This is a genomic window from Bacillus sp. FSL E2-0195 (assembly GCF_038003645.1).
Taxonomy (GTDB): domain Bacteria; phylum Bacillota; class Bacilli; order Bacillales; family Bacillaceae_G; genus Bacillus_A; species Bacillus_A mycoides.
The window spans coordinates 1,139,827-1,153,617 of the sequence record NZ_JBBOPN010000001.1 but is presented as its reverse complement, the minus strand read 5'-3'; the positions used below and the strand labels follow the sequence as shown (position 1 = coordinate 1,153,617).

Annotated in this window: 13 protein-coding genes and 2 pseudogenes; 7 read left to right on the top strand and 8 right to left on the bottom strand. The window is 36.2% G+C overall.

The features are described from left to right. Positions 1-65 precede the first annotated feature (65 nt). Positions 66-245, bottom strand: coding sequence for a YjzC family protein (locus MHH59_RS05920; protein WP_002086997.1), 180 nt, complete (start codon positions 243-245; stop codon positions 66-68). A gap of 490 nt (positions 246-735) precedes the next feature. Between MHH59_RS05920 and MHH59_RS05915 the strand changes: the two genes are divergently transcribed. The 3 genes from MHH59_RS05915 (at position 736) to MHH59_RS05905 (ending at position 1,989) form a co-directional block, all read left to right on the top strand. Continuing rightward, entirely contained in the window at positions 736-1,545 is an 810-nt protein-coding gene (locus MHH59_RS05915) for a Cof-type HAD-IIB family hydrolase (RefSeq protein ID WP_002030271.1), read from the top strand. A gap of 105 nt (positions 1,546-1,650) precedes the next feature. Beyond that, positions 1,651-1,791 carry a hypothetical protein gene (locus MHH59_RS05910; protein ID WP_000516816.1) on the top strand — a complete coding sequence of 47 codons (141 nt, stop codon included), beginning with the start codon at positions 1,651-1,653 and terminating at the stop codon, positions 1,789-1,791. Then, positions 1,792-1,989, top strand: coding sequence for a DUF3813 domain-containing protein (locus tag MHH59_RS05905; RefSeq protein WP_002011309.1), 198 nt, complete (start codon positions 1,792-1,794; stop codon positions 1,987-1,989). It abuts the gene before it with no gap. Between the two features lie 26 nt (positions 1,990-2,015). Here the strand turns inward: MHH59_RS05905 and MHH59_RS05900 are convergent, their stop codons facing one another. Beyond that, complete coding sequence (locus tag MHH59_RS05900; RefSeq protein ID WP_002125914.1) at positions 2,016-2,873, bottom strand: YitT family protein; 858 nt, start codon at positions 2,871-2,873, stop codon at positions 2,016-2,018. Between the two features lie 100 nt (positions 2,874-2,973). Here MHH59_RS05900 and MHH59_RS05895 point away from each other — a divergent pair, with 100 nt between their 5' ends. Beyond that, a complete protein-coding gene (locus MHH59_RS05895) occupies positions 2,974-3,105 on the top strand; it encodes a DUF3941 domain-containing protein (RefSeq protein ID WP_001120851.1) in 132 nt (43 codons plus the stop codon). A 130-nt stretch (positions 3,106-3,235) separates the two neighbouring features. After that, positions 3,236-4,093, top strand: coding sequence for a peptidylprolyl isomerase PrsA (prsA, locus tag MHH59_RS05890; protein ID WP_002125911.1), 858 nt, complete (start codon positions 3,236-3,238; stop codon positions 4,091-4,093). Between the two features lie 154 nt (positions 4,094-4,247). Here the strand turns inward: prsA and MHH59_RS05885 are convergent. After that, positions 4,248-4,943, bottom strand: a pseudogene (locus MHH59_RS05885) (hypothetical protein). Between the two features lie 200 nt (positions 4,944-5,143). Then, positions 5,144-5,998, bottom strand: a complete 855-nt coding sequence (locus tag MHH59_RS05880; RefSeq protein ID WP_002011240.1) for a CvfB family protein — start codon at positions 5,996-5,998, stop codon at positions 5,144-5,146. A 284-nt stretch (positions 5,999-6,282) separates the two neighbouring features. Here MHH59_RS05880 and MHH59_RS05875 point away from each other — a divergent pair, with 284 nt between their 5' ends. Continuing rightward, a complete protein-coding gene (locus MHH59_RS05875; RefSeq protein ID WP_002030284.1) occupies positions 6,283-6,774 on the top strand; it encodes a YajQ family cyclic di-GMP-binding protein in 492 nt (163 codons plus the stop codon). 18 nt (positions 6,775-6,792) lie between these two features. Here the strand turns inward: MHH59_RS05875 and MHH59_RS05870 are convergent, their stop codons facing one another. Next, a complete protein-coding gene (locus tag MHH59_RS05870) occupies positions 6,793-8,154 on the bottom strand; it encodes an alpha-amylase family glycosyl hydrolase (RefSeq protein WP_340850955.1) in 1,362 nt (453 codons plus the stop codon). A 157-nt stretch (positions 8,155-8,311) separates the two neighbouring features. Between MHH59_RS05870 and MHH59_RS05865 the strand changes: the two genes are divergently transcribed. Continuing rightward, positions 8,312-9,544 carry an ammonium transporter gene (locus tag MHH59_RS05865; protein ID WP_003187921.1) on the top strand — a complete coding sequence of 411 codons (1,233 nt, stop codon included), beginning with the start codon at positions 8,312-8,314 and terminating at the stop codon, positions 9,542-9,544. A gap of 206 nt (positions 9,545-9,750) precedes the next feature. On the opposite strand, the gene katB is transcribed toward MHH59_RS05865, so the two are convergent. From katB to asnB, 3 genes and pseudogenes are all read right to left on the bottom strand, one after another. Continuing rightward, entirely contained in the window at positions 9,751-11,217 is a 1,467-nt protein-coding gene (gene katB, locus MHH59_RS05860) for a catalase KatB (RefSeq protein ID WP_002125906.1), read from the bottom strand. Positions 11,218-11,275: 58 nt separating this feature from the next. Further along, positions 11,276-11,731 (bottom strand): annotated as a pseudogene (locus MHH59_RS05855) (ferrochelatase). 189 nt (positions 11,732-11,920) lie between these two features. Further along, positions 11,921-13,768, bottom strand: coding sequence for an asparagine synthase (glutamine-hydrolyzing) (asnB, locus tag MHH59_RS05850; RefSeq protein WP_016126693.1), 1,848 nt, complete (start codon positions 13,766-13,768; stop codon positions 11,921-11,923). Positions 13,769-13,791 lie beyond the last annotated feature (23 nt).

Genomic DNA, 13,791 nt, shown 5'->3' with positions numbered 1-13,791 from the left:
GAAAAAGAAAAAAGTAACATTCATTTTCCTAATCAAAAAAGCCGCAATAACGATTGCGGCTTCTGTTACGGTTTTCTTTTATATGTCCACTGACGGTTATGATTTGCGTTCTCTGGAAACTTTTCACCGGCAGTTAATTGTACCATTTGCGGATTTTTCACCATACTTCCCGTTTCACCAATTTCTACGTAAATGCCATCATTTGGCGCTTTTTGCCCTGAACGAAACCTGCGATTTTGTCCCATTTCCATTCTCCTTCCATGACGTCTTGCCTCATTAGTATATCCATTTTAAAAGAAAGCTTTTCTGTCATGTTTAGGAAACAAGTACTACGGTTTACCCATGTACATATATATAATTACACAAGCTTAAGCAGGAATTATTGGCATATTTGTTGAAAAAAAAGAAACCAACCTACTTTAGGCCAGTTTCAAAGGAGAGTCAAACATATACGAGAAGATTACATGTTCATTATAAGTCGCATCATTCAAACAATGTAACCCTTTTCACAAATTGTACATAATGAAAGAAACATTGTTTGAACTTTCTAAAAAGATATTGACTTTTCCTAATTTCCAACGAGAAATAGTAGACACCACAGCGCTTCGCGACGTAAGATGGATATATAGTGAAACTTTCATCTACAGTAGTTTCACCCAGTCTAACCTCTTATTTCTGCATATTAAAAACGGAAATACAGATAGAATCAAAAAAATTATTATAAGAGGTGAAATTATGAACAAACAACATTTAATCGCATTAGACTTAGACGGAACTTTATTAACAGACAACAAAATAATTTCTCCAAGAACGAAAAACACAATTGCAAAAGCAAAAGAACAAGGACATATTGTCGTTATTTCAACAGGGCGTCCATTCCGCGCTAGTTACGATTATTATAAAGAACTTAGCCTTAACACACCAATCGTAAACTTTAATGGAGCTTACGTGCATCACCCTCTTGATTCAAGTTGGGGAACACATCACTCTCCTCTTGAACTTTCAACAGCGCAAGAAATCGTCCGAGCTTGCTTTGATTTCGGCGTGAAAAATGTCTATGCTGAAGTCATCGATGATGTGTATGTCCGTGAAATTGATGAAGATAAAAAACATATTTTTGAATTCGGTTCTCCAAAGATATTCACAGGAGATTTATTAAATATTTTAAACGACCATCCAACTTGCTTATTAATCGATGCACATGACGAGCATTCTGCTGCAATTCGCCAACATTTAACAGATATGCATGCTGAAGTCATCGACCATAGAAAATGGGGTGCGCCTTGGCCAATTATTGAAATCGTAAAAAGCGGATTAAATAAAGCTGTCGGATTACAAAAAATTTCAGGCCATTATAATATTCCTAAAGAGCGAATTATCGCTTTTGGTGATGAGGATAACGACTTTGAAATGATCGAATTTGCTGGTCATGGAATCGCAATGGGTAATGCGATTCCTGAATTAAAATCACTTGCAAATCATACGACATTAACGAATGAAGAAGATGGTATCGCTCTATATTTAGAAGAGGTTCTTGGATTGTAATCTAAAAATTCCCTGCTTATAGTTTCTCGCCAAACGCTCATACTATTATTAGACGCAAGAGAAAGCGCGTCAATTGTTTTCAGCTAAATAAAGGGGGTTTTTCGAATGGGTAAAAAGAACAAATCAAAGCGTTTTATCCAGCAAGGAGCCGATGCTGTTATGAAGCATGATGCAAGATTCCCGTACAGAGGTACATTAGCTGAGGCAGAAAAAGCGAGAAGTAACTCTTCATTTGGAGGGGTTTAAATGGGGAACTTACTATTCCAACAAGCTAGAGACGCTGTTTCAAGTGCCGTTTCTTGTTCAAGTGGCGCTGAACAACAGGAACTCGTTTATAGAGCAAAAAACTCTTTGCACTCTGCTTATGCAAACTCTTCAACTGCTGAAAAAGTTCAGCTACGTGAAATGCAGGAGCAATTGCAAAACATTACGAATTCGCATTAAAAAAGGAGGACCAGCTTTGGTCCTCCTTAATCTTTTCTAAACAATCCAAACACACCGACCGTTTGCAGTATATTTGTAAATGCACCTGGGTCCACTTGTTTAATAACCCTCTCTAATTCGTACAACTCGTAACGAGTAATAACAATCATTAACATTTCTTTATTTTCATTTGTATAAGCACCTGTTGCTGGTATAGTTGTAATCCCCCTCACTAAGCGAGAGTGAATCGCTTTTCGCACATCTGCCCCGTTCTTTGTAACAATTAATGCCGTAATCTTCACATGACGGGTATGAATCGCATCAATAATTCTCGTTGATACATACAAAGTGACTAAAGTATATAATGCCTTTTCCCATCCATACACGTAGCCAGCAGCGATAATGATAAGTGCATTAAAGAAGAAAAAATACGTGCCGACAGGCTTATCTTTTATTTTTGATAAAATCATAGCAATAATATCTAGACCACCTGTAGAAGCCCCCCACTTTAAAGCAACCCCTACCCCAATCGCTGAAATAATCCCACCAAAAATCGCATTCAATATAATATCGTGCGAAACCGCTCTAACTGGGATAATTTCTAAAAACAAAGTCATAAATACAACACAAAGAAAACTAAAAAATGTAAAGGCCTTCCCAACCTTTTTCCACGCTAAAATAACGACAGGAATATTAAACAAACTAAACAATACCCCCGTAGATATATGAATAGATAAAAAGTCACCTAATATTTGTGACAATAATTGAGACAATCCAGCAAAACCACTCGCATACACTTTCGCTGGTGTTAAAAATAAATTCATCCCAATCGCATTTAATAAACCCGCAATAATTACAACGACTAACTTCTTAATAAGTTCAGTATAATTCAGCTTCAAATCCATTTCTAATCCACCTTTAGTATTCATGAATGCACCGCTATACATAGTCTTTACGAAAAAGGAAATGATAAACATACAACGTTTAGAAATGGAGTTGATACATATGCCACATACTAGCGATAACGACAAAAAAGCACGCGACAATAATGCAAAGCGCACTCAAAAAAATGAACAAGAGCAAAAAAATATTCAGCAAGGAAAACGTGCATATTCTAAGAAAACCGATCACCTTTGATTACATCGTACATCAACGTTAATGTTGATGTACTTTTTTTACATTTTACAGGGAAAAAACATTAAAAATTCACTTCATGTTCACTTCTATATTCTACAATAGCGATAACATATTCGGATGAGGTGTTAGCATGAAAGGAAAAAGTACATTCATTATCACTGCACTAATAAGTATATTAATGCTATCTGCTTGCGGACAAAAAAATGACTCGGCCACAATCGCTACAACAACAAACTCAACCATTACAAAGAGCGATTTCGAAAAACAATTGAAAGATCGATACGGAAAAGACACGCTATACGAAATGGTAGCACAAGATGTTATTACTAAAAAATATAAAGTATCTGATGATGCAGTAGATAAAGAAGTAGAAAAAGCAAAAGATCAATATGGAGAACAATTCAAAGCAACACTAGAAAATAATCGTTTAAAAGATGAAGAAGATTTCAAAAATCAAATTAAATTCAAACTTGCATTGAATGAAGCGATTAAACAAAGCGTTACAGAAAAAGATGTGAAAGACCACTATAAACCAGAAATTAAAGCTAGTCACATTTTAGTAAGTAACGAAAATGAAGCAAAAGAGATAAAGAAGAAATTAGATACCGGCACTTCATTTGAAGAATTAGCAAAACAAGAATCTCAAGATTTAGCATCAAAAGATAATGGCGGAGACCTCGGATACTTCGGGGCAGGAAAAATGACACCTGAATTTGAAAAAGCTGCCTACAAATTAAAGCCCGGCCAAATTAGCAATCCCGTAAAATCACCAAACGGCTATCACATTATTAAACTAACTGATAAAAAAGATTTACAACCTTACGATAAAGTGAAAGACTCTATACGTAAAGACTTAGAAGAAGAACGTCTTGCCGACCCTTCCTTCGGTCAAAAATTATTACAAGGTGAATTAAAAAAGGCGGATATTAAAATAAACGATAGTGACTTGAAAGATACATTTTCTCATCTTTTTGGGAAAGAGAACTAAAATAAAGCACGATCTTATTGAAAAAATAAGATCGTGCTTTTTTAATCTTCTATCAACATTTTTAACTTTTTCTTCAAGATTTTATAATGCCAAGTGATATGATCTAATTCTACCTCCATTTTAATTCGATGCTTATACCTCTTTCTCTAACAAGTTATATGCATTTCAAAATTAACCACGGATACCACAATACCTCTTCTGCCTCAATTTCCCCATCATCAATTAAATGGATAATCTGCTTTGCATCTTCATACTTATCAACAAATGATAATTCATTTAATTTCTTACCAAAATCCTCTTGTAAATTATTATGAATAAAAGAATAAAAATTATTGTTACTAAAACCACATATATCAAATCCTAATATTTCATCGTTCTCAACATCAGCAGGTAATGCACTTTCGATAAAATCATATATAGAAACTTCAAAATCATTTTCTTCTCGCTCATTCATTAAGAAATCCGTCCGATACTCTTCTGAAAGATGCAAACTAATAATCTCTAAATTTTCTATCCCTTTTAAATAATTTCGCTTAAAGAATCTCGCATCTTCTAAATTTTTAAAAGCATTCGGCCACGAGAACTTTTCTTCTTCCATTAGTGTATCTAAAAAAGATTGTCCACTTTCACGTTCCTCTTTACTAATCTTCAACCTTCCATTTATCATCTGAGCAATAGGATCATTTTTATTTGAATTACACCAAGGGAAAAACTAATAATCCGGAAATGTAGGCCGAATCCCATTACATATTGTTAAAATCTTTTGTGATAGCCCCTCAATATTGCATTCTTTATAGATAAGTTCCCTATCGTAGGAAATTATGAGGTATCCGGAACTATAATATTTCATTTACATACCTCATTTCTTTTCAATCAAAATTAAATTCAAACTCTCTCTCATATAGATATAACTATCTATCCCTTCTATATTTTTAAAAATATTCCTCTTCCAATGATTCTCTTACTCCCTTTCTCCTTTTGTGCCGAACGTAAAAAGAACTACCTCCTCCCTAATAAACTTAGAGAAAAAATAGTTCTTTTTCATTTATCTTATTTCTTAAAGTAAGTCCAGCCTTCTTCTTGGTAAATCTTTTCTTCTTTCATCAGTTTACCAAGTGCGCGCTTAAAGGCAGCTTTACTCATATTGAAACGTTCTTTAATGTCTTCTGGGTTGCTCTTATCCCAAAACGGCATCGCTCCGCCTCGTTCTTCCATATATGCATAAAGTACTGCTGCATCATCTTCCATTCCTTCTTCTTTACGAGGAAGAAGTGAAATGTTAATTGTACCGTCATCTTTTACGTCAATAATACGACCTGTTACGCGCTCACCGATGCGGACTTGTTCTTTTCTTTCTGTATGGTGTAAGAAAGCACGGAAATGCTCGTCAGTTAGTATGAATGAACCAACTTGAAGTGAGCGATACACACGTCCATTTACGTTTTTATTACGCATAGATGGCGTTGCATCTACGATAATTTCTTGCATATCACTGTCTCTTGCCGGAAGAGCAATTAAACGATCACGATTCGTTAATTTTAACGTACAATATAATTCGTCGCCTTCTTGAGGCCATACTGGCATATAAATTGGAAACTCATCAAGTGGAATTAGTATATCTTTTGATACACCAATATCAACAAACACACCTAAACTAGGAATAACTTCTACAACCTTTACCCAATTCCAATCATGTGTTGTAATAATTGGTTCCTTCATTGTTGCTGAAATACGATTTTGGTGATCAAGGTATAAGAATACATCAATCGTATCGCCTTCTGCAATTTCTCCAGCTAATTCGTTTTTATGTAGGAAGATTTCTTCCTCTTCGTTTCCAACCATATATCCGATTTCCGTTTCGCGTAAAACAGTTACCTGTTCAATCGATCCTAATTGCAAATACATATTTTTTAATTCCCTTCTCTATATATAAAGTTATCTTTTTTATCATTCCAAACAAAAGTTAATTATAACACGATTTTTCCTTTATTTGTCCAACTGCCCAAAATTCACTATAATTAAATAAAGACTGTATCTATAGGACTATATTCCCCTACGGATGATCCGTCAAAACACTTAAGTTGCAACGCTCTATCTAATCGATGTATTTTCCGCTATACTTTAATATGTATATTACATAGCCTATTTAGGTGCATGAAAAGATAGAAATTTATTTGGAGGTGCTAACTATGGCAAAAGAGAGTTCTTTTGACATCGTTTCGAAAGTAGAATTACCTGAAGTAACAAACGCAATTAACATCGCATTAAAGGAAATCCAAAACCGATATGACTTTAAAGGTAGTAAAAGTGATATTAAATTAGAAAAAGAAGTACTTGTTTTAACTTCTGATGACGAGTTCAAATTAGACCAAGTAAAAGACGTTCTAATTTCTAAACTTGTAAAACGTAACGTTCCAATTAAAAACTTGGACTACGGAAAAGTTGAAACTGCATCTGGTAATACTGTTCGCCAACGTGCAACTCTGCAACAAGGTATCGATAAAGATAACGCGAAAAAAATTAACAACATCATTAAAGAAATGAAATTAAAAGTAAAAACGCAAGTACAAGATGACCAAGTACGCGTAACAGCGAAAAGCCGTGATGACTTACAAGCAGTAATCGCAGCCGTTCGCAGCGTCGACTTACCAATCGACGTACAGTTCATTAACTACCGCTAAGAAAAAAAGATCCTCTATCTATACAGAGGATCTTTTCTTTTTAACCGCAATTAAAAAAGCAATAAATAATACGTTCACACCGACTATTAAGGAGATAAACAACCAATTCACACCTGTTTCTTCGCTAACTTTATACACATTCGACTCTTCGCGCTTTAAAACAAGATAAAACTTTCCGTTTTCTTCTCTTATAATTTCGTCTTCTAACAATCCTCTTAACTCTTGTTTTTCACCAATTGCACTTACAGGTAAGGAAACCTTTTTCGTCTCTTTCGTATTATTAATCGCTACTAGTGTTACTTCATCTTTATACTTTCGTTTTAATATACTCATTCCATCTTTATCATATAGAAGTTCAAACGTACCACGTCGTAAAGATGGTCTCGTTTGTCTAAGTTCACCTAGCTTCGTTATGTGCTGCATAAACTTTTCATCCGATTTAAAATCCATTAATCGTCTATTATCTGGAGCATCTCCCCCGTCTAATGCAATTTCAGTCCCGTAATAAAAATTCGGTATCCCCGGGGATGTATATAAGTAAGTGAGCGCTAGTTTTAAACGAGACGGCGGGTAATACATATTTTCTTTTGCAATACGTGCAAATCTCTTTGTTTCTTGATTATCTAAAAACGTAGCGAATTCCTCTTCTTTTCCGCTCACATCATATAAAGGTTTCACAGACATATCTGCTTTTGAAAATGACTCTACTATTTTTTTATAGTACTCATTATCTTCCTTTGTCATAATGCGAAAATCTTTCTTTACCTTCTGCAAATCCTTTTGCACTTCATCCCAAAAAGCACGCGGCTTTTTTTCACTATGTATCACATAACTTCCGTCTAAATCAACTTCTTTTATCCACCATTTCATCGAGTCTATTAATTGTTGCTCATTTTCTGCATACGGAAATTGAAAGACAACTTTCATTCCTTTTTGATGAGCCACTTTTACAAGTTCTTTCACATCATTTTCTGTTCCGAAATGTTCATTTACTTTTTGAAAGTTTCGAACGCCTAATCCATCATACTTTTCACTTTCAAAAAGCGGCGAAAGCATAATAGTAGTAAATCCCATTTCTTTTATGTAGTCCAATCTTTTTATAATCCCTCTTATATCTCCGCCCTGATACCCTTCTAAATTACCAACGTCTAACTGTTTGTCATTTTTCGATTCTCCGTTATTAAAGCGATCAATCATAATGGAATATATAACTTCATCTCGCCATTCCCTTTTTTCTTCCGCAAAAGTATGTACTGGTACAAACAAAATAACAGCTAAACAAAAACAAATGAATAGTTCCTTAGTCCATATTTTTTTCACACGCATCCCCCAAACTTCTAATTGTAAGAATATTATACCAATTATTAGAACAAATCGCATACGTTGATTTTATCCATCCAAAATACCTAATGTTAGATTTTCTAACATTACTTAAAAAGTTTTCTGAATTTTTAGTTGATTTTTCTTTTTATTTCGAATATGATATGAAACATAACAAGACGATGTTATTTTTTCTAACATCATAGGAGGAGAGAGAATGAATACGGGAGATACAGTTTTTATGTTTGTAACGACAGTAATGGTCATGTTGATGACACCAGGATTGGCACTTTTTTACGGGGGCATGGTTCGCAGTAAAAACGTACTCAGCACGACAATGCATAGTTATAGCGCAATGGCTATCGTTTCGATTCAATGGATTGTTATCGGCTATTCTTTATCATTCGGACCAGATTGGCACGGACTTATCGGCAATCTCGATTGGTTCGCTCTAAACGGAGTTACCTACGCACCAAATCCAGACTACTCATCTACTATTCCTCACAATTTATTTATGATGTTCCAACTCATGTTCGCTATTTTAACTCCCGCTTTAATTTCAGGTGCATTCGCCGAAAGAATGCGATTTTCTGCCTTTCTTATTTTCATCCTTCTTTGGACAACAATCGTTTACAATCCTGTCGCTCATTGGGTATGGGGCGTTGGCGGATGGCTGAGAGAACTCGGCGCGTTAGACTTCGCTGGCGGTAATGTCGTTCATATCACATCTGGTGTTGCCGGTCTTGTATTAGCTATTTTCCTAGGAAAACGAAAAAACATAAGCGGCACCTCTCCTCATCATTTACCATTTACAATGTTAGGCGCAGGCTTACTCTGGTTCGGCTGGTTCGGTTTTAACGTCGGTAGTGCATTATCTTTAAATGACGTAGCTTTAACTGCATTTATTAATACAAATATAGCCGCCGCTGCCTCAGCTCTAACTTGGATGCTTTCTGAATGGTTCTTCCAATCGAAGCCGACTGCGATGGGAGCTGCTTGTGGGGTTGTTTCTGGTTTAGTCGCAATTACGCCGGCTTGCGGATTCGTTACACCTTTCTCCGCTCTTCTTATCGGAGCAATTGGCGGTATATTATGCTTTGGCGCTGTCTTCTTCTTAAAAACGAAGTTCGGATACGACGATACACTCGATGCATTTGGATGCCACGGCATCGGAGGAACTTGGGGTGGTATTGCAACTGGACTATTTGCAACCACTACTGTAAACGGTGATGGCGCTAACGGATTATTTTACGGAAACGCAGCTCTCCTTTTCAAACAACTTGTAGCAATAGGAGCAACATATGCATTCACAATCATAATGACGTATGCCATTATTAAAGCGATCAACTTCTTCCTCCCTGTTCGAGTCGATGAGCATGAGGAACATATGGGGCTTGATATTTCGATGCATGGGGAGAAAGCTTATGAGTATACTGAGCGAGTGAACTAAAAAAAGAGAGGCAATCTATTGGTAGTAGATTGCCTCTCTTTTTATTGTACAGGGCGGCAGCATACCCCGCCTTGTATTTTCGTAAATATATCAACGTTTTTTCAAATATATCGATTTACCAACAAATTCCGACATAACTAAAACGAAAAATACCCTGCATGATTTTACACAAAAAAGACGACCGTTTAACAGTCGTCTTTTCCTATTTATTTCGGAGTATTCCCTACATATTGCGTAATATCAACATTTAAAGCTTGCGCTAAGCGTATTCCATACTCTTGATCTGCACGGAAGAAATTACAAACAGCTAATAATTTCGTGCGCTCATTTACGTCTTTTAAGTCATTTGTTAAGTTTGCAATTAAGTTATCTTGCTCTTCTTTAGAGAATGAACGGTAACGCTCACCCGCTTGCTTGAAATCATTTGGTTTGTCAATTTTTTCACGAGATACGTAGCCTTCTACTTTCATAGTTGAATCGCGGTAAGTTGGGTCTTCAACTGGATTTTCAGTATGACGGCTCGGTTCGTAGTTTATTGTAGATGGGTTTTGATCCACTTGCATCGCACCATCACGTTGTTGATTACGAACAGCTGCGTATGGGCAGTTTACAGGAATTTGTAAATAGTTTGCACCAAGGCGGTAACGCTGTGTATCTGGGTAAGAGAATAAACGACCTTGCAATAATTTATCTTCAGATGGTTCAATACCATTTACAGTTGCACTTGGAGAGAACGCCACTTGTTCTACTTCCGCAAAGAAGTTTTTCGGGTTACGATTTAACGTCATCGTCCCTACTTCAATTAATGGGAAACGATCTTCTGGCCATACTTTCGTCGGATCTAATGGATCGAAATCTAAAGAATCCGTTTCTTCTAGTTGCATCACTTGTACGTGTAAATCCCACTTCGGATAATTTCCTTTTTCGATTGCATCGAATAAATCACGAGTTGCATGATTGAAGTCTTTTCCTTGCACTTGCTCGACTTCTTTTGCACTTAAGTTACGCACACCTTGCTGTGGCTTCCAATGATATTTAATGTAAACAATTTTACCTTCTGCATTAATCCATTTAAATGAATGTACGCCGAATCCTTCCATTTCACGGTAGTTTGCCGGTGTACCATAATCAGAAAATACCCACGTCATCATATGTGTAGATTCTGGAGTTAACGTCATGAAATCCCAGTAACGATCTGGTGTTTGAACATTTGTATCAGGTGCTGGCTTTAATGAATGCACCATGTCAGGGAATTTAATTGCATCACGAATGAAGAAAACTGGTAAATGGTTACCTACGATATCGTAGTTTCCTTCTTCTGTATAAAATTTAACAGCGAACCCACGCGGATCACGAGCTGTCTCTGGAGAACCTTGGCCATGAATAACCGTTGAGAAACGAACGAATACAGGTGTTTCAGTTCCTTCATTTTGTAAAAACGCTGCTTTCGTATATTGCTTCATGCTGTTTTTCGTTACGAATACGCCGTGAGCACCTGCACCACGCGCATGCACAACACGCTCAGGAATACGTTCACGATCAAAGTGAGCAAGTTTTTCTACTAAATGATAGTCTTCTAACAATACTGGTCCACGGCGACCAGCTGTACGAGAATTTTGGTTATCTCCAACTGGAGCACCTTGATTTGTTGTTAAGCGATTATTTGGATTCATCAGGGGGATCCTCCTCTTTCTTTCATAGTAATTATTATTTATTTAAAGTTATTATAAACTAATTATTATTCAAAATTAAATCCTTGTCAACTATTTCCTTTATTTTTTTGGAAGCAATTTCAGCTAAACAATCAATAAATACAGATTGTGAATTGGGCATATTTAGTCTAAAATATGTGCCATTTAATTCATCAGTTACAACTTTACATTCATAATCGGTGTCATATAAAACTTCTAAATCGAGCAATGTGTTTTAAACCTAAGTAACAAACAAATTCATACTCTGTAAACATTTTATTCATTGAATCTGTTAATTTATGCGCCTGCTCTTTCATTATTTTCCCAAGCGGTGAAATTCCACTAATTGCTTTATACCGTCCGATTAAATTTTGGAGCGCTTCTCCAGAGATGGCTTACGCCCATGACGAATGTGAGTATAATAAGCTTCTACATCATCTAATGACTCCGGTGTTCCATATGCCATTACAAGCAAACCTATTTTCTTCTTCGTCATCTATATAGCACCTCAATTTTGGAAATGAGAATCTTTTTCAAGAACATTTGTTTCCAATTATAACAAGCAATAATAAGTACGTCAAAATAATAATTCTAAATAAATATTATTTCTAATATGTTTTTGAATTTTATATGACAATTTATTTAAGAAAAAGAGCGGCTCACATAAATATAAGCCGCTCTTTCCCTATTCCTTAATATTCACCCCATACTCTTTAAACCAAACATGAATTTGCGCTAAATGAGCTAAAAGCTGCGGCCCAGTCATTAATTGACCAAACCACGGTTTTTGAAATGCACTGCCGCCAGACTGGATCAATCCGCTCAATTGCTCCTTATCGAACAATTCATGCAAAATTGAGCCTTTATCCGTTAATAAATCTTGGAGCCATACTGTGACTGCTTTCGTATAGTGCGGGTTATGCGTTTTCGGATACGGACTTTTCTTTCTATACAATATATCATTTGGAAGTAATCCTTCTAAAGCCTTACGCAATAGACCTTTTTCGCGGTTTTTATACATTTTCATTTCCCAAGGAATATTCCACGCATATTCGACAAGTCGGTGGTCCGCAAATGGAACGCGTACTTCTAAGCTTGCCCCCATACTCATACGGTCTTTTCTGTCTAATAATGTTGTCATAAACCATACCATGTTTAAATAAAATAATTGTCGTCTCTTCGCTTCTAATGGGCTTTCTCCCTCTAAAATAGGAACTTCTTGAATGGATTCTTCATAGCGTTGTTGTACATATTGTTGTAAATTTAATTTATTTCTCCATTCTTTCTTCAGAAGTTGTTCACGCGCTTCTGTAGAACGCATCCACGGAAATGCACTTGATTGTAAATCATCTTCTCTATAAAACCACGGATAACCGCCGAATATTTCATCTGCACATTCTCCAGATAAACCGACGACAAAATCTTGTTTTATTTCACGGCAAAACCATAATAATGAAGAATCAATATCTGCCATACCAGGCAAATCGCGAACGAGTACTGCTTCTGTTAAATACTGTGCTAGTTGTTCATTAGAAATGACGCAGCGATGATGAATTGTTTGAAATGTCTCTGTCATTAAATTAATAAATGGTGCATCTGAATTCGGCTGAAACGCATTCGCTTTAAAATATTTGTCGTTATCTTCATAGTCAACAGAATACGTGTGCAATTGACCTTTCCCTGATCTTTCATACTCTTTCGCGGCAATTGCTGTGATAGCACTTGAATCTACACCTCCTGATAAAAAAGTGCATAGTGGTACGTCAGAAACTAATTGTCTCGTAATCGCATCTTGTAATAAAAAACGAGTTTTCTCTACTGTTTCTTCAAATGAATCTTCATGTTTTTTACTTTCTACATTCCAATATCTCCATATGCATAAACCGTCTTTTGAGAACGTCATTGCATGACCCGGACGCAGTTCTTGAATACCAGCATATACACCGTGACCAGGCGTTCTAGATGGTCCGAGGCCAAATATTTCTGACAACCCTTCTAACGTTACTTCCGCCTTCACATCTGGATGCGCTAGTATCGCTTTTAACTCTGAACCAAATAATAATCGTCCGCTATCATATTTATAAAAAAGCGGTTTTACACCTAATCGATCTCTGGCAATAAAGACTCGTTCATTTTTCTCATCCCATACTGCAAACGCATATATACCGTTTAAATGATCGACACATTCTTCTTTCCATTCAATATAAGATGCCAATAGTACTTCTGTATCGGAATGCCCTTTAAATGTATAACCTCTTCTTAATAACTCTTTGCGAATATCTTCTGTATTGTAGAGCTCTCCGTTATAGCAAATCGCATAACTCGTTTCGTTTTTTAAACAAGTCATGGGTTGTTTACCACCTTCAGGATCTACAACGATTAACCGTTTATGCCCAAATGCGACGTTCCCTTTAATCCAAACTTTATTATCATCTGGACCGCGTTTCGCTAGCGTTTCCGCCATCTTCGTCACGATGTCCCTTTCCCCTTCTAATGAGCGTTTATAATCCACCCATCCTGTAATCCCGCACATAAGAATCATCCTTCCTAATCTAA